General features: G+C 71.6%; 23 protein-coding genes. 3 read left to right on the forward strand and 20 right to left on the reverse strand.

Going from position 1 to position 25,292, the window contains the following annotated elements; all coding sequences use genetic code 11:
- Positions 1-8: 8 nt before the first annotated feature.
- The 14 genes from HD594_RS10975 to HD594_RS11040 all read right to left on the reverse strand — a co-directional run bounded on the left by HD594_RS10975 (position 9) and on the right by HD594_RS11040 (position 15,752).
- Entirely contained in the window at positions 9-2,972 is a 2,964-nt protein-coding gene (locus HD594_RS10975) for a DEAD/DEAH box helicase (RefSeq protein WP_246413996.1), read from the reverse strand.
- A gap of 29 nt (positions 2,973-3,001) precedes the next feature.
- Positions 3,002-3,412 (reverse strand): transcription antitermination factor NusB, encoded by a 411-nt coding sequence (gene nusB / locus HD594_RS10980; RefSeq protein ID WP_184751004.1) that lies wholly within the window; start codon positions 3,410-3,412, stop codon positions 3,002-3,004.
- 19 nt (positions 3,413-3,431) lie between these two features.
- Positions 3,432-3,992: an elongation factor P gene (efp, locus tag HD594_RS10985; protein WP_184751005.1), complete on the reverse strand. Its 561-nt coding sequence runs from the start codon at positions 3,990-3,992 to the stop codon at positions 3,432-3,434.
- A 99-nt stretch (positions 3,993-4,091) separates the two neighbouring features.
- Complete coding sequence (gene aroQ / locus HD594_RS10990; RefSeq protein WP_184751006.1) at positions 4,092-4,550, reverse strand: type II 3-dehydroquinate dehydratase; 459 nt, start codon at positions 4,548-4,550, stop codon at positions 4,092-4,094.
- Complete coding sequence (gene aroB, locus HD594_RS10995; RefSeq protein ID WP_184751007.1) at positions 4,547-5,623, reverse strand: 3-dehydroquinate synthase; 1,077 nt, start codon at positions 5,621-5,623, stop codon at positions 4,547-4,549. Before aroB ends, aroQ begins: the two co-directional genes overlap by 4 nt.
- Positions 5,620-6,141, reverse strand: coding sequence for a shikimate kinase (locus HD594_RS11000; protein ID WP_184751008.1), 522 nt, complete (start codon positions 6,139-6,141; stop codon positions 5,620-5,622). Before HD594_RS11000 ends, aroB begins: the two co-directional genes overlap by 4 nt.
- The gene (gene aroC, locus HD594_RS11005; RefSeq protein ID WP_184751009.1) at positions 6,138-7,352 is read right to left on the reverse strand and encodes a chorismate synthase; all 1,215 of its coding nucleotides are present in this window, start codon (positions 7,350-7,352) and stop codon (positions 6,138-6,140) included. The genes HD594_RS11000 and aroC overlap by 4 nt, the downstream gene beginning before the upstream one ends.
- A 4-nt stretch (positions 7,353-7,356) precedes the next feature.
- Positions 7,357-8,235 carry a shikimate dehydrogenase gene (locus HD594_RS11010; protein ID WP_309297723.1) on the reverse strand — a complete coding sequence of 293 codons (879 nt, stop codon included), beginning with the start codon at positions 8,233-8,235 and terminating at the stop codon, positions 7,357-7,359.
- Positions 8,193-10,022 (reverse strand): endolytic transglycosylase MltG, encoded by a 1,830-nt coding sequence (gene mltG, locus HD594_RS11015; protein WP_246414012.1) that lies wholly within the window; start codon positions 10,020-10,022, stop codon positions 8,193-8,195. The genes HD594_RS11010 and mltG overlap by 43 nt, the downstream gene beginning before the upstream one ends.
- Positions 10,022-10,489 (reverse strand): Holliday junction resolvase RuvX, encoded by a 468-nt coding sequence (gene ruvX / locus HD594_RS11020; protein WP_184751010.1) that lies wholly within the window; start codon positions 10,487-10,489, stop codon positions 10,022-10,024. The genes mltG and ruvX overlap by 1 nt, the downstream gene beginning before the upstream one ends.
- Positions 10,486-13,140 (reverse strand): alanine--tRNA ligase, encoded by a 2,655-nt coding sequence (gene alaS / locus HD594_RS11025; protein ID WP_184751011.1) that lies wholly within the window; start codon positions 13,138-13,140, stop codon positions 10,486-10,488. Before alaS ends, ruvX begins: the two co-directional genes overlap by 4 nt.
- 60 nt (positions 13,141-13,200) lie before the next feature.
- Positions 13,201-13,473, reverse strand: a complete 273-nt coding sequence (locus tag HD594_RS11030; protein WP_184751012.1) for an ATPase — start codon at positions 13,471-13,473, stop codon at positions 13,201-13,203.
- Between the two features lie 123 nt (positions 13,474-13,596).
- Positions 13,597-14,226 (reverse strand): 30S ribosomal protein S4, encoded by a 630-nt coding sequence (gene rpsD, locus HD594_RS11035; protein ID WP_184751013.1) that lies wholly within the window; start codon positions 14,224-14,226, stop codon positions 13,597-13,599.
- 194 nt (positions 14,227-14,420) lie between these two features.
- Positions 14,421-15,752: a replication-associated recombination protein A gene (locus tag HD594_RS11040; RefSeq protein WP_271171199.1), complete on the reverse strand. Its 1,332-nt coding sequence runs from the start codon at positions 15,750-15,752 to the stop codon at positions 14,421-14,423.
- A 108-nt stretch (positions 15,753-15,860) separates the two neighbouring features.
- On the opposite strand from HD594_RS11040, the gene HD594_RS17465 reads away from it, so the two are divergent.
- The 3 genes from HD594_RS17465 (at position 15,861) to HD594_RS11055 (ending at position 18,149) form a co-directional block, all read left to right on the forward strand.
- Complete coding sequence (locus HD594_RS17465) at positions 15,861-16,157, forward strand: dioxygenase (protein ID WP_184751014.1); 297 nt, start codon at positions 15,861-15,863, stop codon at positions 16,155-16,157.
- Positions 16,158-16,253: 96 nt separating this feature from the next.
- Positions 16,254-17,516, forward strand: coding sequence for a DUF349 domain-containing protein (locus HD594_RS11050; protein WP_184751015.1), 1,263 nt, complete (start codon positions 16,254-16,256; stop codon positions 17,514-17,516).
- A 69-nt stretch (positions 17,517-17,585) separates the two neighbouring features.
- On the forward strand, positions 17,586-18,149 hold the full coding sequence (locus HD594_RS11055) for a type IV toxin-antitoxin system AbiEi family antitoxin (RefSeq protein WP_184751016.1): 564 nt from the start codon (positions 17,586-17,588) through the stop codon (positions 18,147-18,149).
- Here HD594_RS11055 and HD594_RS11060 read toward each other — a convergent pair.
- The 6 genes from HD594_RS11060 to ruvA all read right to left on the reverse strand — a co-directional run bounded on the left by HD594_RS11060 (position 18,128) and on the right by ruvA (position 25,269).
- Positions 18,128-20,377, reverse strand: coding sequence for a RelA/SpoT family protein (locus HD594_RS11060; RefSeq protein WP_184751017.1), 2,250 nt, complete (start codon positions 20,375-20,377; stop codon positions 18,128-18,130). The genes HD594_RS11055 and HD594_RS11060 overlap by 22 nt on opposite strands.
- Before the next feature lie 51 nt (positions 20,378-20,428).
- Positions 20,429-21,418 (reverse strand): protein translocase subunit SecF, encoded by a 990-nt coding sequence (secF, locus tag HD594_RS11065; protein ID WP_184751018.1) that lies wholly within the window; start codon positions 21,416-21,418, stop codon positions 20,429-20,431.
- Positions 21,418-23,142, reverse strand: coding sequence for a protein translocase subunit SecD (secD, locus tag HD594_RS11070; protein ID WP_184751019.1), 1,725 nt, complete (start codon positions 23,140-23,142; stop codon positions 21,418-21,420). The genes secF and secD overlap by 1 nt, the downstream gene beginning before the upstream one ends.
- Positions 23,143-23,174: 32 nt before the next feature.
- Positions 23,175-23,543: a preprotein translocase subunit YajC gene (locus HD594_RS11075; RefSeq protein ID WP_184751020.1), complete on the reverse strand. Its 369-nt coding sequence runs from the start codon at positions 23,541-23,543 to the stop codon at positions 23,175-23,177.
- Positions 23,544-23,627: 84 nt separating this feature from the next.
- On the reverse strand, positions 23,628-24,656 hold the full coding sequence (gene ruvB / locus HD594_RS11080) for a Holliday junction branch migration DNA helicase RuvB (RefSeq protein WP_184751021.1): 1,029 nt from the start codon (positions 24,654-24,656) through the stop codon (positions 23,628-23,630).
- Positions 24,649-25,269 (reverse strand): Holliday junction branch migration protein RuvA, encoded by a 621-nt coding sequence (gene ruvA / locus HD594_RS11085; RefSeq protein WP_184751022.1) that lies wholly within the window; start codon positions 25,267-25,269, stop codon positions 24,649-24,651. The genes ruvB and ruvA overlap by 8 nt, the downstream gene beginning before the upstream one ends.
- Between the last annotated feature and the right edge of the window lie 23 nt (positions 25,270-25,292).

Genomic DNA, 25,292 nt, shown 5'->3' on the forward strand with positions numbered 1-25,292 from the left:
CGCAGGCGTCAGGGCGAGAGCAGATCGCGGACGTCGTCGGCCGTGAGCGACCGCGCGAACAGGTCGTCGTCGTCCATGACGGCATGGATCAGGCGTGCCTTGCGCTGCTGCAGGGCCAGGACCTTCTCCTCGATCGTGCCCGCCGCCACGAGGCGATAGACCATCACGGGCGCGTCCTGGCCGATGCGGTGGGTGCGGTCGATCGCCTGCGCCTCCGCGGCGGGATTCCACCACGGGTCGAGCAGGAACACGTAGTCCGCCTCGGTGAGGGTCAGGCCCACGCCTCCGGCCTTGAGGCTGACCAGGAACACCGGCGCGTCGCCGCGGCGGAATCCGTCCACGACATCGTCGCGGCGCCTCGTCGAGCCGTCGAGCCGGGCGGACGCGATCCCGTCGGCGTCGAGGCGTCGCTGGACGATGTCGAGGAACGACGTGAACTGACTGAACACGAGCGCTCGATGTCCTTCGGCGGCGAGTTCGTCCAGCTGGGCGACGAGCGCGTCGAGCTTGGCGGATCGGATGCGGCCGTCCCCCGCGTCGACCAGTTCGGGAGCGAGGCTGAGCATGCGCAGCAGCGTGATCGACCGGAACACGATGAACCGGTTGCGGTCGAGATCGGGCAGCAGCCCCAGCACCTTCTGTCGCTCGCGCTGCAGGATCGTGTCGTAGACGGCGCGGTGCGCGGCGCTGAGCTCCACGTGCAGCACCTGCTCCTGCTTGGGCGGCAGCTCGGCGGCCACCCGCTCCTTGGTCCGCCGCAGGACGAACGGGCGGATGCGACGCCGCAGGCGGTCCAGCCGCGCCGCACGGTACGGCCCGCCCTCGGCGTTCTCGGGGACCTTGCCGTCCTCGATGGGCCCGATGTAATCGCGGCGGAATCTCGGAGCGGACGGGAACAGCCCGGGCGAGGTGAGCGCCAGCAGCGCCCACAGGTCGGCGAGGCCGTTCTCGACGGGCGTGCCGGTGAGGGCGAAGATCGCGTCGGCGCGCAGGGCGAGGGCCGCCCGGTGCACGCGCGTGGCCGGGTTCTTCACCGCCTGCGCCTCGTCGAGGATCGCGGCGGCCCAGTCGACGTCGGCGAACGCGGACTCGTCGAGGCGCAGGATCGCGTACGAGGTCACGACGATGTCGGACGCGCGCGCGGCGTCGGCGAGCGCGACGTCGGCGCGTGCCCGTGTCGCGTCGGCGACGTGCACCCGCAGGCCCGGCGCGAAGCGGGCGGCCTCGTCGCGCCACGTGCCGAGGACGCTCGTGGGCGCGACGACGAGGACCGGTCGCTCCTCGCCGGACTCGCGCATGTGGGCGATCAGTCCGAGCGCCTGAAGGGTCTTGCCCAGACCCATGTCGTCGGCGAGGATCCCGCCGAGCCGGCTGCGCCACAGGAACGTCAGCCAGTCGTAGCCGTGCTTCTGGTACGGGCGCAGCTCGGCTCGGACCCCCGCCGGCACCGGCGTCGCGGGGACCGCCTCGAGATCCCGCAGGCCCTCGACGGTGCGCCGCCACGACACCGCGGGCTGGGCCTGGTCGGCCAGATCCTCGAAGTCCGCCCACACCGCCAGCTGATACCGGCTGACGCGCGCGCCGGGCTCCCACTCGACGACGTCCGCGGCGTCGTCGATGAGGTCGCGCAGGCGGTCCAGGGCGGGGTGGGCCAGCGAGAAGTGCGCCCCGTCGGACAGCATCATGCGCTTGCGCCGCATCGCGAGCGCGGTGAACAGGTCTCCGAACGGGATGCGGCGGCCGTCGATGGTCACGACGATCCCGAGGTCGAACCAGTCGGGGTCCGAGCTCTCGACAGCGGTCACCGAGATCTCGGGAACGCCGTCGAGCTCGTGGTAGCGGGGCGCGGTTCCGCGGGTGACGACGTCCACGCGGTCGACCCCGCGCAGCGCCGGGAGCACGCGCTCGCAGAACTCGGCGGCGTCGGCGTCCCGCAGGGTCAGGGCGTCGGTCGGGCCGTCGTCCCACACGTGCTGCCAGAGGGGCGCGAGCTCGTCGAGCAGGGCCCGCTCGGCCGCGTGCTCGCGATCGGGCTCCCCCGGTTCCGCGCGCAAGCCCCGTCGCCCGAGCCCCGCGTACTCCCACGACAGCTCCACGAGCACGTCGCCCGGCGCGCGGTGGGTCACCGAGATCGCGAGCGCCGGGGGCGCGGGGTCGGGCACCGTCACGCCGTCGCCCGCGGCGACCCGCTCGCGTCGCGCGAGACGCGCGGCGTGCCCGGCGAGGAACTCCGCCGCGTCTGCGCGCGGCACCGCGACCGGCCCGGGGGACGCGAGCAGTCGCCGCGCTGTCTGCCCGAGCTCGGCGTGCGCCAGCACGAGGTCGAGCTCCGCGCCCGAGAAGCGGTGGACGTGGATGCCGGTCGCGCCGATGGCGCGTGCGCGCGCGGCATCCGCGTCGTCGCCGTCGATGCGCACGCGCGGGGTGAGGGTGTAGCCGCCGTCGGCGCCGCGGTCGATGAGGACGCTCACGTCCGCGTCGCGGGCGAGACGCACACGGGTGCGCGGTCGGGCTCCCACGATCGCGACGCCGTTCTCCCGGGCCCGGGCGAGATGCGGCCAGAGCAGGTCGGAGTCGACCGTGTCGAGTACGAGCCAGTCCGCGAGGTCCGAGTAGGTGGACAGGGTCCGCAGCTCGCGCGCGATGCTGTGCAGCTGTGCGAACCATCGGGCCGGTCGCTCGGCGAAGCGGTCGCCGGGACGCCGGACGGCATCCCATGACACGTCGCCCTTGACCCACGAGCCGGCCGCGGAGCCCGGCATGAGCGGGCGGACTCCGAGGACGATGTCGTCGGGGAGGGTCCGGGCGGTGCGCGCCGTCGCCGGGGTGAGGCGCTTGGGCGCCCACGGCGAGCCGTCGCGCGAACGCACGAGCAGATCGACCCCGAGCGCGAGGGGAGTCCCCTCGTCCGGGACGTCGCGCGGGGTGACGACACTCCGCCACGCGGCGGTCGCGGAGTCATCGGAGCGCATGCGCTCCATCCTGACAGTCGGCTCGGACGTCAGGACGCGCGAGCGACGCGGGCGAGGACCCCGTGGACGAACGCCCCGGACTCCTCGGTCGAGAACTCCTTGGCCAGCTCCACGGCCTCGTCGATCGCGACCGCGGTGGGCACGTCGTCGTTGTGGAGGACCTCCCACACGCCGATGCGCAGCAGCGCGCGGTCGACGGCGGGCATGCGGGCGAGCGACCAGTCCTTGGCGAAGGTCGTGATCTGCTCGTCGATGGCGTCGCGGTTGTCGATGATGCCGTCGATGATCTCGCGGGCGTACAGCCACGAGGCCTCGCGGGCGGGCTCGCCGGCGGCGCGCTTGGCCTCGGCGGCGAGGATCGCGGGAAGCTCCTCGCCGCGGACGTCTGCCTGGAAGAGGATGTCGAGCGCGCGCTTGCGCGCCTTCGTACGGGCACTCATGGAATGGGCGCCGTCGCGATCAGTTCACACGGCCGAGGTAGTCGCCCGTGCGGGTGTCGACCTTGACCTTCGTGCCGGTCTCGAGGAACAGCGGGACCTGGATCTCGTAGCCGGTCTCGACGGTCGCGGCCTTGGTGCCCGCCGACGAGCGGTCGCCCTGGAGACCCGGCTCGGTGTACGTGATCTCGAGCACGACCGAGGCCGGCAGGTCGAGGTACAGGGGGTTCCCGTCGTGCAGCGCGATCGTGACGTTCTGGTTCTCGAGCATGAAGTTCGCCGCGTCGCCGACGACGGTGGCGGGCACGTTGATCTGGTCGTAGTCGTCCAGGTCCATGAACACGAAGCTCTCGCCGTCGTTGTACAGGTACTGGTAGTCGCGGCGGTCGACGTTCTGGATGTCGACCTTGGCGCCGGCGTTGTAGGTCTTGTCGACGACCTTGCCGCTGATGACGTTCTTCAGCTTCGTGCGCACGAAGGCGCCGCCCTTGCCGGGCTTGACGTGCTGGAACTCCACGACGTTCCAGAGCTGTCCGTCGATGCTGAGGACGACGCCGTTCTTGATGTCTGCGGTGGAAGCCATGTGGGATGAAGATCCGTTCCGTGTGGGAGAAGTCTGCGCGCGGGCGGCACGAGGCACGCCCGACGTTCGATTCTACGCGATTCGGCCGCCGGCCCCGGGTCAGCCCTCGGCGGAGCCGGCGATGACCTCGATCAGGCGAGTCGTCGCGGTCGCGTACCCGGGCACTCCCTCGCCGATGACGTGCACGACGGCGACATCCTTCACGTACGAGTGATGGCGGAACTCCTCGCGGTCGTAGACGTTGGAGATGTGCACCTCCGCGACGGGGAGGCCGACGCCCGAGAGGGCGTCGCGCAGCACGATCGAGGTGTGCGTGAGCCCGCCGGGGTTGATGACGATGCCCGCGCAGTCCTCGCGGGCGGCGTGGATGGCGTCGATCAGCACGCCCTCGTGGTTGCTCTGCACCGCCCGCACGTCGAAGCCGCGCGCGGCGGCCGCCTCGGACACGAGGCGCTCGACGTCGGCGAGGGTCGCCGAGCCGTAGATCGCCGGCTCGCGGGTGCCGAGCAGGTTGAGGTTCGGGCCGTTGACCAGCAGGAGCCTGCGCGGCGCGCTCATGCCGCCACCTCCTGGTACGCCGCGAACAGCAGCGATTCGTCGGGCGCCTGCAGGACGGTGGGCCTGGCGATGTCGTCGAGCACGATGAAGCGGAGCATCCCCCCGCGGCTCTTCTTGTCGCGCTGCATCGTCGCCAGCAGCTGCGGCCACGCGCCGGCGCGGTAGGTCGTCGGCAGCCCCAGGCGGTCGAGGATGTCGCGGTGACGCCCGGCGGCGTCGTCGGTGAGCCGCCCGGCGAGACGCGACAGCTCGGCGGCGAACACCATGCCCACCGAGATCGCCGCGCCGTGGCGCCAGCGGTAGCGCTCGGCGTGCTCGATCGCGTGTCCGAGCGTGTGACCGTAGTTGAGGATCTCGCGCAGGCCGGCCTCGCGCAGGTCCTGCCCGACCACGCGTGCCTTCATGCCGATCGCGAGCTCGATCGTGCGCCGGAACGCGTCGCTGCGCGGATCGGTCGCGGTGTCGGGATCTGCCTCGACGAGGTCGAGGATCTCGGGCTCGGCGATGAAGCCGGCCTTGACCACCTCGGCGTACCCGGCGACGCGCTCGTTCCGCGACAGCGTGTCGAGCAGGTCGAGGTCGCACAGCACGGCGCGCGGCGCCCAGAACGCCCCGACGAGGTTCTTGCCCTCGGCGGTGTTGATGCCGGTCTTGCCGCCGACGGCCGCATCGACCATGCCGAGGACCGTCGTCGGCACCTGCACCACGTCGACGCCGCGCAGCCAGGTCGCCGCGACGAAGCCGGCGAGGTCCGTGACCGCTCCCCCGCCGAAGCCGACGACGGCATCGGTGCGGGTGAAGTCCGCCTTGCCCATGACCTGCCAGCAGAAGGCGGCGACCTCGATGCGCTTCCCGGCCTCGGCGTCCGGGATCTCGGCGAGGAGCACCTCGCGGTCGCCGAGCAGGTTCGTGCGCAGCGCGTCGGCCTGCGCCGCGAGCGTCGGCGGATGGATCACGAGGACCTTGCGCGCCGCCGGCGGGAGCTGCTCGTCCAGGCGCGCGATGAGGCCGCGTCCCACGGTGATGTCGTACCCGGCGTCGCCGGTGACGCTGATCGTCGTCTGATCGGTCATCCTGCCTCCTCGGTCCGCCGCGCCCACGCGACGATGTCCTCCACCACGTGCTGCAGCGGACCGCTCGACGTGTCGAAGACGACGTCGGCCAGCTCTTCGTAGATCGGCCGGCGCTGAGCGTAGATCTGGTTCCAGCGCTCCATCGGATCCTCGCCGTCCGCGAGGAGCGGCCGGGCCGACCCGCGCACGCGCGATGCGACGATGCGCGGCTGGATCGTCAGCAGCACCACGCGGTGCCGCGACAGATCCGAGCGCGTGTCGGGGTCGAGCACTGCTCCCCCGCCGAGCGAGACGACGCCGCCCGAAGCGAGGGCGCGCTGCACGGCCTCGCGTTCGATGCGGCGGAACTCCGCCTCGCCCTGCGCGCGGAAGATGTCCTCGATGGGGCCGTGCTCGCGCACCACGACGGAGTCGGAGTCGGTGAAGCCGACGCCGAGCGCCTTCGCGACCCGCCGTCCGACACTGGTCTTCCCGGCGCCCATCGGGCCGATCAGGACGAGCGCGTTCTCGTCGCTCATGCCCCGAGGGTCGCGTCGCTGGCAGCGGCGGTGCGCAAGCTCTCGGGGATCGCGTCGAGGTACCCGCGGATGTTGCGGGCGGTCTCGCCGACGCTGTCGCCGCCGAACTTCTCGAGCACGGCCTCGGCCAGCACGATCGCGACCATCGCCTCGGCCACGACACCCGCGGCGGGCACCGCGCACACGTCGGAGCGCTGGTGGTGCGCCGAGGCGGTGTCGCCGGTGGCGATGTCGACCGTGCGCAGGGCTCGCGGCACGGTGGCGATCGGCTTCATGCCGGCGCGCACGCGCAGGACCGTGCCCGTGGACATGCCGCCCTCGGTGCCGCCCGCCTTGTCGCTGGATCGCGAGATGCCGCCTTCTGTCGCGAACAGCTCGTCGTGCGCGGCGGATCCGCGGCGTCGGGTCGTCTCGAAGCCGTCGCCGACCTCGACGCCCTTGATGGCCTGGATGCTCATGAGCGCCTGCGCGAGCCTGCCGTCCAGGCGCCGGTCCCAGTGGACGTGCGAGCCGAGCCCCGGCGGCAGGCCGTAGGCGAGGACCTCGACGATGCCGCCGAGCGTGTCGCCGTCCTTGCGGGCGTCATCGACCTCGGCGACCATGCGCTCGGACGTCTCGGCGTGGAAGCACCGCAGCGGATCGGCATCCAGCGCGTCGACGTCCTCGGGCGCCGGCAGCGGAGCGTCCTCCGGGGCGCGGACCGGGCCGATCGAGAGCGTGTGGCTGACCAGCCGGATGCCGAGTTCGCCCAGGAACGCGCGGGCGATGGCGCCGAGGGCGACGCGGGCGGCCGTCTCGCGGGCGCTCGCACGCTCGAGGATCGGCCGCGACTCGTCGAAGTCGTACTTCTGCATGCCGACGAGGTCGGCGTGTCCGGGGCGCGGCCGCGTGAGCGCCGCGCCGCGGCCGCGCGAGCGGTCCGTGAGCTCCGTCGGCTCGGGGCTCATGACCTCGACCCACTTGGGCCACTCCGTGTTGCCGATGCGCAGGGCGATCGGGCTGCCGAGCGTGAGGCCGTGGCGGACACCGCCCGAGATCGTCAGCTCGTCCTCTTCGAACTTCATGCGCGAGCCGCGGCCGTAGCCCAGCTTGCGCCGGGCGAGGTCGGCCTGGATGGCGGCGCGGGAGACGGGCACGCCCGAGGGCAGGCCCTCCATGATGGCGACGAGTTCGGGGCCGTGCGATTCGCCGGCCGTCAGCACGCGGAGCATTCGTCTAGTCTCCCACGAGCGCCGCGCGCATGACGGCGACGACCGCCCCTTCGTCGGGCAGGGCCGCGTCGACGTCTCCGCCGGCGAAGATCCGGATCTGCAGCACGGCCTGGTGCAGCAGCATGCCGAGCCCCGATCCGGCCGGCGCCGCCGCGCGATCCCACGCGCGCGACAGGGCCGTCGGCCAGTGCCCGTAGACGACGTCCAGGAGTCGGCCGCCGCGGGCCGCGAGCCGGTCGGCGGCGGCGTCGGGCAGCGGCGCGTCGCCCGGGAGGGTCGCGACGGTCAGCGCGACGTCCCGCGCGGGCGCATCGTCGAACCGGGTGTGGGTGACGCGGATGCCGATCCGGTCGCCGAGGCGGGCCAGGTCGGCGACGGGCTCGGGTCGACGGGCCACCACGTCGACCTCGCGGGCGCCCAGCTCCGACAGCGCGACCAGCGCCGATGTCGCGGTCGCGCCCGCGCCGACGATGCGCGCCGATGCGATCTCGTGGACGCCGACGTCGGCGAGGGCGCGGACGATGCCTCCCACGTCGGTGTTGAAGCCGGCCGGGCCGTCGCCGGTCAGGAGGAGCGTGTTGACGGCGCCCGTGAGCTCGGCTCGGCGGTCGCGCCGGGCGGCGGCCCGCCACGCCGCGCCCTTCAGCGGCATCGTGAGGGACAGTCCCCGCCACGTCATGTCGAGTCCCGCGAGGGCGCCGCCGAACTCGTGCTCGGCCACGCGCCGCCTGTCGTACGTCCAGTCGAGGCCGAGGAGCCGGTACGCCGCGAGATGCAGCTGGGGCGACCGACTGTGCTCGATCGGGTCTCCCCATACCGCCAGGCGGGTCGCTGCCGGGCTCAGCACCCCGAGTCCGGGTTCGCCGCGCACCAGTCCTGCCACTGCGCCACCGCTCGGTTGTGATCGGCGAGGTTCGAGGTGAAGACGGTCTCGCCGGTGTTGAGGTTCACCGTGACGAAGTACAGCCAGTCGCCGTCGGCCGGGTGCATCGCGGCGTCGATCGCGACATCGCCGGGGTTCGCGATGGGTCCCTTGGGCAGCCCCACGACGACGTACGTGTTCCACGGGTTGTCGTCCGCGAGCGCTTCGGCCGAGGAGCTCACCGTGCCGTCGTGCATCTCGCCGTATCCGTACTGGGCGGTGGAGTCCATCTGCAGCAGACCGAAGGTCTCCTGGTTGTCCGTGTCGAGACGGTTCTCGATGACGCGGGAGACCTTGTAGAAGTCCTCCTCGTAGCGCGCCTCGCGCTGGATGATCGAGGCGATCGTGAGGATGCGCTGTCGGTCGGCCTCGGGAACGCCCGCGGCGTCGAGCGACTCGACGGTGCGGTCGACGAGCGTCTGGATGACGCCGGTCGCGTCGATGCCCGGGTCGAACGTGTACATCGCCGGGAAGAGCCACCCCTCCAGGCTGTCGGCCGAGACGCCGAACTGCGACGGATCCTCGGCGGCGGCGGTGAAGTCCTCGAGCGGGAGCCCCAGCCCCTCGGCCAGGATCGGAAGGGTCTGCTCGACGGTGAGGCCCTCGCGCAGCAGCGCGGAGTTCTCGAGCTTGTTGGCGGGGTCCTGGAGCATGTCGAGCGCCGCAGCCGCCGTCATCTTCTGCTGCAGCTGGTACACGCCCGGGTAGAACGTCGGATTCTGCCCCGTGTCGATGAGCATGTCGTAGAAGGCCTCGGGGGTCTTGGTGACTCCGGCGTCGTACAGCGACTGCGAGATGTTCGAGGGCACGTCCCCGGAGCTGATCGTGATCAGCGCCTCGCCGGTGGCCAGGCCCGGTTCGTAGTCCTTCGGCTCCTCCCAGCCCATGACGGAGCGGATCTGATCCTCGTAGGTGTTCCACACCCACAGGCCGCCGGCGCCGATGCCGCCGAGGATGATCAGGACGACGCCGAGGGCGATCCACCCTCCGATGCGGCGCTTGCGCTTGCTGGGCTTCGCCGGGACGGCGCCCAGATCGTCGGTGGAGCTGGTGCCCGCGAACAGGTCCTCCAGACTCGGCTCCGCCAACGCCTGAGCGGTCGCGGCGGGGCGCTCGGACGCCTCGGCGGTGGGCGTCGGGCCCGTCGTGCCGGTGCGGCTGTACGGCAGCGCCGGAGTCGTGGCCGCATGCGCGGTGCCGATGAATCCGGCCCATGCGTCGTCTTCGTCGGGCACCTGGTCGGTGTCGTCGTCGGACGCGTCCTGGACGACGGTCGTGCGGCGAGGCGTCGCCAGCAGCGCGGTGTCGTCGGCGGATTCGGCCGCGGGCTCGGTGTGCCAGGCCGTCCGCGGGTGCGGCGCCTGCGCGGTGCTGTGCCGCACGGGCTCGGACGGCGCCGCCTCACGGACGGATGGCCAGGCGGGCGCGGACTCGGATGCGACGGGTGCGGGGGCGACCGGTGCGGCGGGCTGTTCGGGGGCGCGGTGCGCGGGCTCCTGGCCGGCAGCCGGCGCGGGCGACGGCGATGACGGTGCGGGCTGCTGGGCCGCCGCGGCGGCGCGCGCTGCGGCCTCGCGCGCCTCGCGGCGCGTCATCGGCGCGGCCGGCGGGGTGCTCGCCTCGTCGGCGGCCGCCGAGCGCCGGGTCGGCGGCGTCGTCGGCTCGGACCGCTCGGAACGGCGCGCCGCGGCGGCGGGCGTCTTGCCGAACAGATCCGCGAACGGGTCGTCGAACGTCTCGGGTGTCATCAGGCGGGCTCCTGGGGGATGGAGGGTCCGGCCGGCTTTCCCGAGCGCTTCTCGATGTCGATTGCCTGCTGCAGGAGGACGACGGCCGCGACCTGATCGACAATGCTACGTGAACGACGCTGGCTTCGCCCGGCATCCCGCAGTGCGGCGTGGGCCGACACCGTGCTCAGCCGCTCGTCGACCAGCCGCACGGGGCGCCCCGAGACACGTGCGACCGCGTCCGCGAACTCGCGCGCATCGGTCGTGGACGGCGTGTCTTCGCCGCGCATGTTCACCGGGAGCCCGACGAGGATCTCCATCGCGTCGTGCTCGGCGGCCAGAGCGGCCACCCGGGCGACGGATTCGTCGGTGCGCGCCACCGTCTCGACGGGGGTCGCCAGGAGCCCGTCGGGGTCGCAGCGGGCGACGCCCACGCGGGCCTTCCCGACGTCGACACCCAGACGCACCCCCCGGCGGAACCCGCTCACGCGGCCAGAGCCTCCGAGATCGCCGTCAGCGCCGCGGGCATGGCCGACACGTCGGTGCCGCCGCCCTGAGCGACGTCATCGCGTCCGCCGCCGCCGCCGCCGAGGACGCCCGCGGCGATCTTCACGAGAGCACCCGCCTTCGCGCCCGCGGAGCGCGCCGCCTCGTTCGTGGCGACCACGACGATGGCACGACCGCCGACGTCGGCGCCGAGGGCGACCACCGCCGGGTCCGAGCCGAGCCGATCGCGCACCTGCAGGGCGACCGTCCGCACGTCGTCCGCCGACGCGGCGGAGCCGAGCGACTCCGCGACCAGTCGGTGCGGGCCGGCGGCCTTCGCCGCGTCCGCGAGGGCGGGCACCCGGTCGGCGAGCGCGCGCGCTTCGAAGGCCGCGATCTTCTTCTCGGCCGCCTTCAGGCTCGCCGTGAGCTCGGCGATGCGCGCAGGCAGCTGCTCGCGCGGCGTCTTGAGCGACGTCGTCAGCTGCGACACGAGCGCACGCTCGGCGGCGAGGGAGCGGAAGGCCTCGAGGCCCACGAGCGCCTCGACGCGACGGTTGGTCGCGCCGACGCTCGACTCGCCCACGAGGTTGATGAGGCCCACCTCGGCGCTGGTGGCCACATGCGTGCCGGCGCACAGCTCGCGCGACCACGGGCCGCCGATGTCGACCATGCGCACGGTCTCGCCGTACTTCTCGCCGAACAGGGCCATCGCCCCGGCCGCCTTGGCGTCGTCGAGCGAGAGCACGCGGGTGGAGACCTCGAGGTTCTCGCGAACGGCGTTGTTGGCGATCTCCTCGATCTCGCTGCGCGTGGACTCCGACAGCGCCTGCGACCAGGCGAAGTCGAAGCGCAGGTAACCGGCGCGGTTGAGCGATCCCGCCTGCGTCGCGGTCCTGCCCAGGGTGTCGCGCAGGGCAGCGTGCACGAGGTGCGTGGCGGAGTGTGCCTGGCGCGCGGCGCGGCGGTTCGCGGCGTCCACGACCGAGCGGGCGGGCTGCCCGAGTCCGACCTCGCCGACGGTGACCTCGACCGTGTGGCTGACCAGGCCCGGCAGCGGCTTCTGGACGTCGAGCACCTCGAGTTCGAAGCCCGGCCCGACGATGACGCCCTTGTCGGCGACCTGGCCGCCCGACTCGGCGTACAGCGCGGTCTCGGCCAGGATCACCTCGACGATCTCGCCCTGGGCGGCGCGGTCGACGGCGCGGCCGTCGGCGAGCAGCCCGAGCACGCTCGACTCCGTCTCGAGGTCGGTGTAGCCGGTGAAGACCGTTTCGCCCAGCGCGCGGAACTCGCGGTAGACCCCGGGATCGGCGAGGGCCCGCTTGCGCGACTTGGCGTCGGCCTTGGCACGCGCCCGCTGCTCCTGCATGAGCGTGTCGAACGCGGCGCGGTCGACGCTGAGCCCGGCCTCTTCGGCGATCTCGAGCGTCAGATCGATGGGGAACCCGTAGGTGTCGTGCAGCAGGAAGGCCTCGTCGCCGGCGATCGAGGTGCCGCCGGCATCCTTGGTCTTCTCCACGGCGAGGTCGAGGATCGTCGACCCCGACGCCAGCGTGCGCAGGAACGTCTCCTCCTCGGCGAAGGCCGAGCGCGAGATGCGGTCCCAGTCCTCCGTCACGACGGGGTAGGCGGTGCTCATCGCGTCGCGAGACGCGCTGAACAGCTCGGGGAACGTCGCCACGTCGACGCCGAGGAGCCGCATCGAGCGGATGGTGCGGCGCATGAGGCGGCGCAGGATGTAGCCGCGGCCCTCGTTCGAGGGCGTCACGCCGTCGGAGAGCAGCATCAGCGACGAGCGCACGTGATCGGCGATGACGCGGAAGCGCACGTCGTCCTCGTGGTTCGCTCCGTAGCGGCGGCCGGAGAGATCGACGGCACGGTCGAGCACGGGGCGCACCTGGTCGGTCTCGTACATGTTCTCGACGCCCTGCTTGATGAAGGCCACGCGCTCGAGGCCCATGCCGGTGTCGATGTTCTTCTTCGGCAGCTCGCCGACGACGTCGAACTCCGTCTTGGAGCGCACGTTCGTGATCTCGTACTGCATGAACACGAGGTTCCAGATCTCGGTGAACCGGTCGTCGTCGACCGCCGGCCCGCCGTCGCGGCCGTACTTCGGCCCGCGGTCGAAGTAGATCTCGGAGCAGGGGCCGGCGGGACCGGGCTGACCGGTGGACCAGTAGTTGTCCGCAGCGCCGAACCGCTGGATGCGCTCCTCTGGCAGGCCGATCCCGCGCCACAGGCCGAACGCCTCGTCGTCGTCCTCGTACACGGTGACCCACAGGTCCCGCTCGTCGAAGCCGAGTCCGCCGGAGGCCTCGGGGCTGGTGAGGAGCTCCCACGCGTACTCGATCGCGCCCTGCTTGAAGTAGTCGCCGAAGGACCAGTTGCCGAGCATCTGGAAGAACGTGCCGTGACGGGCGGTCTTGCCGACCTCTTCGATGTCGTTGGTGCGGATGCACTTCTGCACGTCGGCGGCGCGCGCGTACGGCGCCGGGACCGTTCCGTTGAGATACGGGATGAACGGCACCATGCCCGCGATCGTGAAGAGGATCGACGGGTCGGGGCTCACGAGGGACGCCGACGGCACGATGGTGTGGTCGTTCTTCTCGAAGTAGTCGAGGTAGCGCTGCGCGATCTCAGCGGTCTTCATTGCGGTCCTTGCAGTGGGCGGTCTTCTCCCCCGGGAGGGGAGGATGTGCGGGGGTGGGGGTCAGTCCGTGGGCTTGCCGGCGTCTGCGACGGCTTCCGCCACGGCGTCACGGGCGGTCTGGGCGGCGCCGGCGGCCGCGTCCTTGACCTCGTCGGCCAGGCCCGCGATGCGCGACTCCTGCTCGCGGTACGCGTCGGCGATGCGATCGGTGAACTGCCCGATGCGCGCGTCGACCTCGGCGAGCACTTCGTGTCCGCGGGGATCCTTGTTGACCAGGTGCGCGAGCACGAACCCGCCGGCAATGCCCAACAGGAACCACAGCAGATTCTTCATGTCACCACTTCCTCGGCCGCGGGCGCGGCATCTGTCCATCGTAGGTGCAAACGACGAAGGGCGCCGGGAGACCCGGCGCCCTTCTGCGCCGCTCGCTGCGCGAGCGGGGCGAGACGAACCGACTCAGCGAGCCGCGTAGTACTCGACGACGAGCTGGACGTCGCAGACGACCGGAACCTCGGCGCGCTTGGGGCGGCGCACGAGACGGGCCTGCAGCTTGTCGAGCTCGACCTCGAGGTAGCCCGGAACGGGGGGCAGGACCTCGGCGTGACCGCCGGCGGCTGCCACCTGGAAGGGCTCGAGGGCCTCGCTCTTGGCCTTGACGTGGATGAGCTGACCCGGCTTCACGCGGAACGACGGGCGGTCGACGAGCTGGCCGTCCACGAGGATGTGGCGGTGCACGACGAGCTGGCGGGCCTGCGCGGTGGTGCGGGCGAAGCCGGCGCGCACGACGAGGGCGTCCAGACGCATCTCGAGCTGCTCGACGAGGTTCTCACCCGTCAGACCGTCCTTGCGGCGGGCCTCCTCGAACTGGATGCGCAGCTGCTTCTCGCGGATGCCGTACTGCTCGCGCAGACGCTGCTTCTCGCGGAGGCGGACGGCGTAGTCGCTGTCGGCCTTGCGCTTGGTGCGGCCGTGCTCGCCGGGGGCGTACGGGCGCTTCTCGAGGTAGCGGGCGGCCTTCGGGGTCAGTGCGACACCGAGGGCACGGGACATGCGGACCTTGCGGCGGTCCTGGGACTTCGTAGCCACGAAGTGTTCCTTCCGATGACGTGGCCGCGACTTTCGCGGCTCACGGACGTATCTCCCCGACTCCGCCCCCTCGGTTCGCACGCCGGGGCGATACCGAAAGGTGGATGAAGAAGAAGGGGGATGCCCGAAAACCCGGTTTCGAGCCGATCCATGCTACCAGACCGGCGCTGATCGCCCGCTGGAGCGCGGGCGGCCTACTCGTCCGAGCCCAGGATGCGCCGGATCTTCGCGAGCCGGGCCTGGATGTCGCGCTCCTGCCCGCGGGCCGTCGGCTCGTAGTAGCGGCGCCCGCGCAGCTCGTCGGGAAGGTACTGCTGGGCCACGACGCCGATCTCGGCATCGTGGGGGTACACGTATCCCTTGCCGTGTCCGAGCCGCTTCGCGCCCGGGTAGTGCGCATCGCGCAGGTGCGCGGGCACGCGCCCGAAGCCGCCCGCGCGCACGTCCTCGATCGCCGCGTTGATGGCGGTGTACGCGGCGTTCGACTTCGCGGTGGTGGCGAGGTAGGCCGTCGCCTCGGCCAGGGGGATCCGGCCCTCGGGCATCCCGATCAGCTGGACGGCCTCGGCCGCGGCGACCGCCAGCGGAAGCGCCTGGGGATCGGCCAGGCCGATGTCCTCGGCGGCGGAGATGATGAGCCGCCGGGCGATGAAGCGCGGGTCCTCCCCCGCCTCGATCATGCGCGCCAGGTAGTGGATGGCCGCGTCGGGGTCCGATCCGCGGATCGACTTGATGAACGCGCTGATGACGTCGTAGTGCTCGTCGCCCTGCCGGTCGTAGCGCAGCAGCGCGCGGTCGACGGCCTGGGCGACATGGTCCGCGCCGATCTCGGGAAGGGCGCCAGGCTCGTCGGACGCGGGGGCGAGCGACGCAGCCGCCTCGAGTGCCGTGAGGGCGCGCCGCGCGTCCCCCGACGCCAGCCGGACGAGGGCGTCGCGCGCGTCGTCGCCGAGCGACACCGCTCCGGCCAGTCCGCGGGGGTCCGCGACAGCGCGGTCGACGAGCATCCTCAGGTCGTCGTCCGTGAGGGGGCGCAGCGTCAGCAGCAGCGACCGCGACAGCAGCGGCGCGATGACGGAGAACGACGGGTTCTCGGTGGTGGCCGCGATGAGCACCACCCAGCCGTTCTCGACGCCCGGCAGCAGCGCGTCCTGCTGGGCCTTCGTGAACCGGTGGATCTCGTCGAGGAAGAGGATCGTGGACTGCCCGTACAGATCGCGCTGGGTGAGAGCCTCCTGCATGACCTCGCGGACGTCGCGCACACCGGCGGTGACGGCCGAGAGCTCGACGAACCGACGTCCGGACGACCGCGCGATCGCCTGCGCGAGCGTCGTCTTGCCCGTGCCGGGCGGTCCCCACAGGATCACCGAGGTCGCCGTCGTGCGGGCGTCCGCGTCGGCCAGCGCCACCAGCGGGGATCCCGGGCGCAGCAGGTGGCCCTGCCCGGCGACGTCGTCGAGGGACGTCGGCCGCATGCGCACGGCCAGCGGGGTCTGCCCCGTGAACAGCGCGCTGGGTGTCGTCACGCGTCAAGGCTAGCCGCGGCCGGCGACGCCGGACGGGGTTTGTCGCCGCTCGTGCGCGGGATCTAGGATCGACCCCGCCCGGGACCGGCCCGGGCCGAAGGGGGTTCCGTGGCGAAGGCAGGCAAGGATCCGTCGACGCGCGCGGCGCGCGAGCGCGCCCGGCTCTATCAGGCGCGGCGCGACTTCCACGCCGGACTCGGGCGCCGGCGCACACGCGACAACGTCATCGCCGGCGTCGTCGGCGGCCTGATCGTCGTGGCGATCACCGGCGCCCAGATCGCCTACTTCACGGTGGGCGCCGACGGCGAGCCCACCGCCACGCCGACGGCCTCGGTCGCCGCGACACCCTCGCCCTCGCCGACGTCCTCCGCGTCGCCGACGGCGTCGCCGACGCCGGAGCCCTGATGCCGACCCGCGCCCCGTCGTCACGGCGCGCGGCGTACTAGGCTTGTGGCCGTCCAACCCCCCACAGGCGGCGCGAGCCGCGATGAGGTGCAATCCGTGACTGCCGACGCAGAATCCACTCCCGAGTCCACCGCCGACGAGCCCTGGGGCCGTGTCGACGATGACGGCACCGTCTCGGTGCGCGAGTCATCCGGCTGGCGCGTGGTGGGGCAATTCCCCGACGGCACCCCCGAAGAGGCGCTCGCCTACTTCGAGCGCAAGTACGCCGACCTGGCGGGCGAGGTCGGGCTGCTCGAAGTGCGCCACCGTCGCGGCGGCGCATCGGCCGCGGACCTCCGCAAGGCCGCGCGTGCGGTCGCCGAGAAGGTGACGGATGCGGCCGCCGTCGGCGACCTCGCATCCCTGCAGGCGCGCATCACGGCGCTGACCTCGACGCTCGAGACCGAGACCGAGACCGAAGCGGCCGCGGCGCGCGAGGCCGTCGACGAGGCGGTCCGCGAGCGCACCGCCCTCGTCGAGAAGGCCGAGGCGCTGGCCGCCCGCGACCCCGAGACCGTGCAGTGGAAGCAGGCCTCCGCCGAGATGTCGGCGCTGTTCGACCAGTGGCAGGCCCACCAGCAGAACGGCCCGCGCCTGCCCCGGTCGACCGGCCAGGCCCTGTGGAAGCGATTCCGCGACGCGCGGTCGGTGCTCGACAAGCACCGCCGCGAGTTCTACGCCCAGCTCGACGAGCAGCACAAGGTCGTGCGCGACCGCAAGACGCGCCTCGTCGAGAAGGCCGAGGCCCTCGCCCCGCAGGGCGAGGACGGGATCGGCGCGTACCGCGACCTGCTCGACCAGTGGAAGGCGGCCGGTCGCGCCGGCAAGAAGGCGGACGACGCGCTGTGGGCTCGGTTCAAGGCCGCCGGCGATGCGCTCTACTCGGCGCGCAGCGCCCGCGAGGCCGCCGACGCCGAAGCGTCCCGCGAGAAGATCGACGCCCGTCGGGCGCTCCTCGAGGAGGCGCGCGGCATCGCGGACGTGAAGGACCTGACGGCCGCCCGGTCGCAGCTGACGGGCATCCAGCGGCAGTGGGACGACGTCGGTCGCATCTTCCCCCGGGACGTCGAGCGCTCGCTCGACGACGATCTGCGCAAGATCGAGAACGCCCTGCGTTCCCGCGAAGACGCCGACTGGAAGCGCAACGACCCCGAGACGAAGGCTCGCGCGAACGACATGACGCGTCAGCTGACGGACGCGATCGACAAGCTGGAGCAGGAGATCGCCGAAGCCGAGGGGCGCGGCGACAAGAAGGCCGCCGCCGCGGCGAAGGAGGCCCTCGAGGCGCGCAAGTCCTGGCTGCGCGCGCTCGGCGGCTGACGCCGAGGGCTTGTCCACAGGCCGCCGATCGCATCGGCGGCGAGGCTCGGGATGCGGCACACTGCCGTCATGTCATCGCCGTTCCTGTACTTCGCCGACGACCGGCTGTCGGGGTCGGAGCTGGCCTCGGCGCGTCTGGACGGTCTGGTGGTGGAGCTCGGCGAGGCGTACATCCCCGCTGACGCCGTCGAGACGGCGGCGCTGCGCGCGGGATCGCTCGCGCGCCTCGTCGGCGATCTGCTGGCCGCATCGCATCTCAGCGCCGCCTGGATCCACGGCGCGCTCGACGAGCCGCCCGCCCGCCACAGCGTCCAGCGCGCCGTCGCGCATCGCATCCATGTGTCGTTCGGCCGGCGCTTCGTCTACCGCGACCCCGCGATCCCGGCCGAGGACCTCGCGGTCGTCGGTGGCGTGCGCGTGACGACGCCGGTGCGCACCCTCGTGGACCTCGCGCGCACGCCCGACGCGGCCCACGCCGACGGCGCGGCTCGGATGGCCCGGCTGGCGCCCGGTCTGGTCGGTGAGGCGCTGGACCGACTGGGGTCCGCGGGGCCGTTCCCGCGCAAGCGCGATGCGATGGCCCTGCTGCGGCGGCTGGCGGGGGCCGGAGCTCAGGACGACGTGACGCGGTAGACGTCGTAGACCGCGTCGATGCGGCGCACCGCGTTCAGCACGCGATCGAGGTGCACGATGTCGCCCATCTCGAACACGAACCGGCTGATCGCGAGCCGGTCGTTCGAGGTCTGGACGGTCGCCGACAGGATGTTGACGTGGTGCTCGCTGAGCACGCGGGTGACGTCGCTGAGCAGCCCGGAGCGGTCGAGGGCCTCGACCTGGATCTGCACGAGGAAGACGCTCTTGCTCGTCGGCGCCCACTCCACCTCGATGAGGCGCGCGGGGTCCTGCATGAGCGACTTCACGTTCGTGCAGTCGGCGCGGTGGACCGACACGCCGCTGCCGCGTGTGACGAAGCCGACGATCTGATCGCCGGGCACCGGCGTGCAGCACTTGGCGAGCTTGACGAGGATGTCCGGCGCGCCGCGCACCAGGATCCCGGAGTCCCCTCCGCGCGGCGCGCGGGAGCGCCCCACCTCGGGCAGATCGATGGGTCCGGTCGCGGTTTCGCTGGCACGAACGAGCGCCGTGACCTTCTCGATCACGGACTGCGTGGACACGTGCCCCTCGCCGATCGCCGCATAGAGGGCCGAGACGTCCTCGTACCGCAGCTGGTGCGCGACCTCGGTGAACGAGTCCTGGCTCATCAGCCGCTGCAGGGGCAGGTTCTGACGGCGCATCGCGCGGGCGATCGCGTCCTTGCCCTGCTCGATGGCCTCTTCGCGGCGCTCCTTGGTGAACCAGCCGCGGATCTTGTTGCGCGCGCGGGTCGACGTGACGAAGCTCAGCCAGTCCTGGCTGGGACCGGCATCCGGGTTCTTCGACGTGAACACCTCGACGACGTCGCCGCTCTTGAGCTCGGACTCCAGCGGCACGAGGCGCCCGTTGACCTTCGCCCCCATCGTCCGGTGACCGACCTCGGTGTGGACCGCGTAGGCGAAGTCCACGGGCGTCGCCCCCGCGGGCAGGCCGATGACCTTGCCCTTGGGCGTGAAGACGTAGACCTCCTTCGCGCCGATCTCGAAGCGCAGCGAGTCGAGGAACTCGCCGGGGTCGGCCGTCTCGGCCTGCCAGTCCGAGATGTGCGCGAGCCAGGCCATGTCGGTGTCGAGCGCCTTGGCGTCGGACTTCCCGCCGCCGGACATCTGCTCCTTGTACTTCCAGTGCGCCGCGACGCCGTACTCGGCCTGCTGGTGCATCTCGTGCGTGCGGATCTGGATCTCGACCGTGCGCCCGCCCGGCCCGATCACGGTGGTGTGCAGCGACTGGTACAGGTTGAACTTGGGCGTGGCGATGTAGTCCTTGAACCGCCCCGGCAGAGGCGTCCAGCGCGCGTGGATCGAGCCCAGCACGGCGTAGCAGTCGCGGACGCTGCCGACGATGATCCGGATGCCGATGAGGTCGTAGATGTCGTCGAACTCGCGTCCGCGCACGACCATCTTCTGGTAGACGGAGTACAGCTGCTTGGGGCGGCCCATGACCCGCCCCCGGATGCGGAGCTCGCGCAGGTCGGCGTCGACCGCGTCGATGACGTTCTGCACGTACTGCTCGCGCTGGGGCGTGCGCTGCTTGACGAGGCTCTCGATCTCGGCGAAGAGCTTGGGATGAAGGACCGCGAACGACAGGTCCTCGAGCTCGGACTTGATCGTCTGGATGCCGAGGCGGTGCGCCAGCGGTGCGTAGATCTCGAGGGTCTCGGTCGCCTTGCGCTTGGCGCTCTCGGGCGGGACGAATCCCCACGTGCGCGCGTTGTGCAGGCGGTCGGCGAGCTTGATCAGCAGCACGCGGATGTCCTTGGACATCGCCACGATCATCTTGCGCACGGTCTCGGCCTGCGCGCTCTCGCCGTACTTGACCTTGTCGAGCTTGGTCACGCCGTCGACGAGCATGGCGACCTCGTCGCCGAAGTCCGCGGTCAGCTGCTCGAGGCTGTAGGAGGTGTCCTCGACGGTGTCGTGGAGGAGCGCAGCGGCGATCGCCCGCGGTCCCAGCCCCAGGTCGGCGAGGATCTGCGACACCGCGAGCGGGTGCGTGATGTACGGCTCGCCGCTGCGACGGGTCTGCCCGGTGTGCGCCTCGTCGGCGACCTTGTAGGCCCGTTCGACGATCGCCAGGTCGCCACGCGGATGATGCGTGCGCACCGTCCGCAGCAGCTGCTCGACGTCATCGCGGCGCGCCGAGCGCGAGAAGATGCGCGGCACGAGCCGCCGCAGGGACGTGGGCCCGGGGGGCACCGTCTCGGACATGTGCGATCCCCCTCCCTGGATCAGACCATCGTACGCCCCGGCGGGCGGGCGTCAGACCGGCTGTCCGGCCCGCTCCCGCGATTCGAGCACGCGCGCGTTCCGGCTCTTGATGTCGGGCTCGCCCTCGCGGAACAGCGAGTACAGGGGTGCCGCCACGAAGAGGGTCGAGTAAGCCGCGACGATGATGCCGACGAAGATCGCCAGCGAGATGTCGCTCAGGGTCTGCGCCCCCAGCCAGAAGGCGCCGATGAACAGGATCGCGCCGACCGGCAGGATCGCGACGACCGTCGTGTTGATCGACCGCACGAGCGTCTGGTTGACCGCGAGGTTGACCGACTCGCCGAACGTGCGGCCGGATATCTCGCCGTCCTCGCTCGTGTTCTCTCGGATCTTGTCGAAGACGACGGTCGTGTCGTACAGCGAGTAGGCGAGGATCGTGAGGAATCCGATGACCGCGGCGGGCGAGATCGGGAATCCGGCGAGGGCGTAGACGCCGACCGTGATGATCAGCACGTCGACGAGGCCGAGGATCGCCGCGGCCGACATCTTCCACGTGCGGAAGTACAGCGCCAGGATGATGAAGGTCAAGGCGAGGAAGATCGCCAGGCCCCACAGCGACTGACGGGTGACGTCCGCTCCCCAGCTCGGGCCGATGAAGGACGACGTCACCTCGCTGGAGGGCACGCCGTACACGTCCGCCAGAGCTGCGCTGACCGCGCGCGTGTCGGCATCGGTCATCTGGTCGGTCTGCACGCGCACCGCGGAGTCGCCGACGGTGGTCACCTTCGTGGTGGCGTCCGGCACGACCGACTGCACCGCGGACGTCGCCAGCGACTGGTCGGGGCTGCTCAGACCCGTGACCGTGAACTGCGAGCCGCCGGTGAACTCGATCGAGAACTGGATCGGACGCACCAGCGGGACCAGCACCGAGCCGATCACGAGGACGGCGGCGATGATGAACCACAGGCGCCGGCGCCCGACGAACGGGAACGAGATCTTGCCGGAGTACAGGTCATTGCCGAAGCGGCTCATGGCGCCCATCAGCGCTCCCCCTCCTGGGTCGTGCTGGACGGTTTCGAGGCGCTCTGATTCGACGCGGCGAGCTCCGCCTGCTTGCGCTCGGCGATCGTCTGACGTCGCTGGGCCTCGCCGCGCGAGCGGGCAGAGCGTCCCTTCGCGGTGCTCGCGACCGGGGCGCGGAACTGCGCGCGGCCGCGGTACACGGCGCCGAGAGCGTCGGGGTCCAGGCCCGAGAGCGGGTGGCCGGAGCCGAAGAACCGCGTGCGCGCCAGCAGCTGCATGACCGGATGCGTGAAGATGATGAAGATCAGGACGTCGATCGCGGTGGTCAGCCCCAGCGTGAACGCGAAGCCCTTCACGGTCGCGTCGGCGAGGATATACAGCACGACGGCGGCGAGGATGTTGATCGACTTCGAGATGTAGATCGTGCGCTTCGCACGCGACCAGCCGTCCTCGACGGCGCTCGTGATCGACTTGCCGTCGCGCAGCTCGTCGCGGATGCGCTCGAAGTAGACGATGAACGAGTCGGCCGTGAATCCGATCGCGACGATCAGACCGGCCACACCGGCCAGCGACAGGCGGAAGCCCATGCGCCACGCCAGGATGCAGATCACGATGTACGTGAGCACCGCCATGACGCCGAGCGACGCGATGATCACCATGCCGAGCGCGCGATAGACGATGAGCGAGTAGACCGCGACCAGGGCGAGACCGATCAGGCCCGCGATCAGGCCGATCTGCAGCTGCTGCGAGCCCAGTGTCGCCGAGATGGTGTCGGAGCTGACGACCTCGAAGCTCAGCGGGAGCGCGCCGTACTTGAGCTGGTCGGCGAGGGTCTGGGCGGTCTCCTGCGTGAACGAGCCGGTGATGCTCGGCTTGCCGTCGAGGATGACGCCGTTCATCGCCGGGGCGGAGAGCACCGAGCCGTCCAGCACGAACGCGAACTGGTTCAGCGGCGCGGTGGCGCCGTAGAGCCGCTGGCTGATCTCGCCGAAGATCTGGGTGCCCTCGGCGTCGAAGGTGAGGTTGACCGCCCACACGCCGTTGGTCTGCTGCAGTCCGAAGGTGGCGTCCGTGATCGAGGAGCCGTCGAGCTCGACCGGTCCGAGGATGTACTTGATCGTGTTGTCGGCGTCGCACGTGATCAGCGGCTGGTCCGTCGGAGCACTCGCCGGATCGTTGGCGGCATCCGTGCAGTCGTAAGCCAGGTACTCCGCGAACAGCGCGTCGGTGATCCACGCCTGGTCGCTGCCGTTGGTCGGCTCGACCGTCGGGGTCGCGTTCAGCGTCGGATCGGGCGTCGGATAGGGAGTGGGCTCCCCGTCCTCGCCCACGAAGGTGTTCGCCGGCTCGCCGGCGTAAAGCACCGCGCGCAGCTGGAGCTGCGCCGAGGCCTCGATCCGCTGGCGGGTCTGCTCGTCGGCTTCGCCCGGGATCTGGACGACGATGTTCTTGCCGCCCTCGGTGGTCACATCCGCCTCGCCGACACCCGACGCGTCCACGCGCTGACGGATGATCGTCACCGCTTGGTTCATCTGCTCGGTCGACGGGTCCGCGCCATCGGCGGTCTGCGCCTCGAGGATGATCTGCGTGCCGCCCTGGAGGTCGAGCGCCAGCGAGGGCGTCCACGAGCTCTCGTTGAACACGTACACGCCCAGGGCGTTGATGCCGAACAGGACGGCGGTGATGACGAGGAGTCCGGTCAGTGCGCGCCAGGCGCGCCGGACGGGGGTGGGGGTGGCCACAGATCAGCTCTTTCGATGCCCGCGGGGGCGGTTCAGACGTTGTTGGGCTTGTCGTCCGCGTCGGCGTCGGTCGCGTCGTCGGCGGCCTCGGCGATCTCGTCGTCGGCGGGGTTCGGGCCCACCACGCGCAGGATCGCCTGGCTGTGCACCTTGATCTCGACGCCGGGGGCGATCTCGACCAGGGCGGGCTGGTCGAGGTTGTCGGCGTCGTACTCGACGATGGTGCCGTAGAGGCCGCCCTGCAGCAGCACCTCGGCGCCGGGGACGGTCTGCCGGGCGCGCTGCTCCTGCTCGGCCTTCTGCTTCTGCATGCGCCGGCGGGAGCTCCAGAACATGAAGACCAGGAGAACGACCAGAAGGACGATGAGGCCGTACTGGCCGATGAATTCCTCGAAGCTCATGGAGAAGAAGGCGCCTTTCGGGTTCGGCACGCGCCAGAGCGACGCTGCCGGTGCAAGGGGTGTTCGGGCGAAAGCCTCCAGCGATTATAGGTCATCGAGTTCGAGCACCGAGTCGGCCACGGGCGCGCCCAGGTGCCGATAGGCCTCGCGCGTGGCGATGCGGCCACGGGGCGTGCGGCCCATGAACCCGATCCGGACCAGGTACGGCTCCACCACCGACTCGATCGTCTCGGCCTCCTCGCCCACCGTCACCGCGAGGGTGCCGAGCCCCACCGGACCGCCGCGGAAGCGCCGCACGAGCGCATCGAGCACCGCGCGGTCGAGCCGGTCGAGCCCGATCGCGTCGACGTCGTAGAGGTCGAGGGCGGCGTCCACCGACGCGGTGTCGGCCGCGTGCCCGTCGCCGTGGACGATCAGATAGTCGCGCACGCGACGCAGCAGCCGGTTCGCGATGCGCGGCGTCCCTCGGGACCGCCGCGCGATCTCGGCGCGGGCGGCCGCGGGGACCTTCACCCCCAGCATCACCGCGGAGCGCTCGATCACCTGCTCGAGCTCGGCGGGGTCGTAGTACTCCAGATGCGCCGTGAAGCCGAACCGGTCGCGCAGCGGGTTCGGGAGCAGCCCCGATCGCGTCGTCGCGCCGACGAGGGTGAACGGAGCGAGGTCCAGGGGGATGCTCGTCGCCCCGGCGCCCTTGCCGACCATGATGTCGATGCGGAAGTCCTCCATCGCGAGGTAGAGCATCTCCTCGGCCGAGCGCGCCATGCGGTGCACCTCGTCGATGAAGAGCACCTCACCCGGCGTGAGGCTCGACAGCAGCGCGGCGAGGTCGCCGGCATGCTGGATCGCCGGTCCGCTCGACAGCCGCAGCGGCCGACCGCTCTCGTGCGCCACGATCATCGCCAGCGTCGTCTTGCCCAGCCCCGGCGGCCCCGACAGCAGGATGTGATCGGCGGGGCGCTGCTGGATCCGTGCGGCGTCGAGCAGCAGCTGAAGCTGGCCGCGCACCTTCTGCTGGCCGACGAAGTCCGTCAGCGAGGTCGGACGCAGGGCCCCCTCGATCGCGAGCTCGGTGTCGTCGGCGGGTTCGCCGGCATCGCGCACCTCAGCCACCGACCGGCTCCTTGCGCGCCGGTCCCAGCACCGCGAGCGTCAGGCGCAGCAGGGCCTGCACCGAGGCGCGGTCGCCCGGGGCCGCGCTCTCGGCGACGCCCGCAACGGCCTCCGCAGCGACGCGCTCGGTCCAGCCGAGTCCCGTGAGCGCGACGACGACCTGCGCCGAGACGTCGCCCCCGCCGCCGCCGGCCGCGGCCGCGGCCGGACGGTGCGACGGCAGCTTGCCGGCCAGCTGCACGACGATCAGCTTGGCGGTCTTCGGGCCGATCCCCGACACGCGCCGGAAGGGCGCGTCGTCGTCCGCCGCGACGGCATCCGCGATCTGGTCCACCGTCAGCGACGAGAGCACGCCGAGAGCCGACTTCGGACCGACGCCGGTGACCCCCAGCAGCAGCGCGAAGACCGAGAGCTCTTCGCGCTCGGCGAAGCCGTAGAGCGACAGCGCATCCTCGCGCACGATCAGGCTCGTGTGCAGCATGATCCGGTCGCCCACGTGACAGCTCCCGGCGATCTGGGGCGGAACGGCGACGGACAGGCCCACTCCCCCGACGTCGACGACGACCGCGTCGGCTTCTCGGTGGAGGACGGCTCCGCTCACTGACGAGATCATGCTGCGAGCCTACGGCCCGCTTC

This window comes from Microbacterium thalassium (genome assembly GCF_014208045.1).
Taxonomy (GTDB): domain Bacteria; phylum Actinomycetota; class Actinomycetes; order Actinomycetales; family Microbacteriaceae; genus Microbacterium; species Microbacterium thalassium.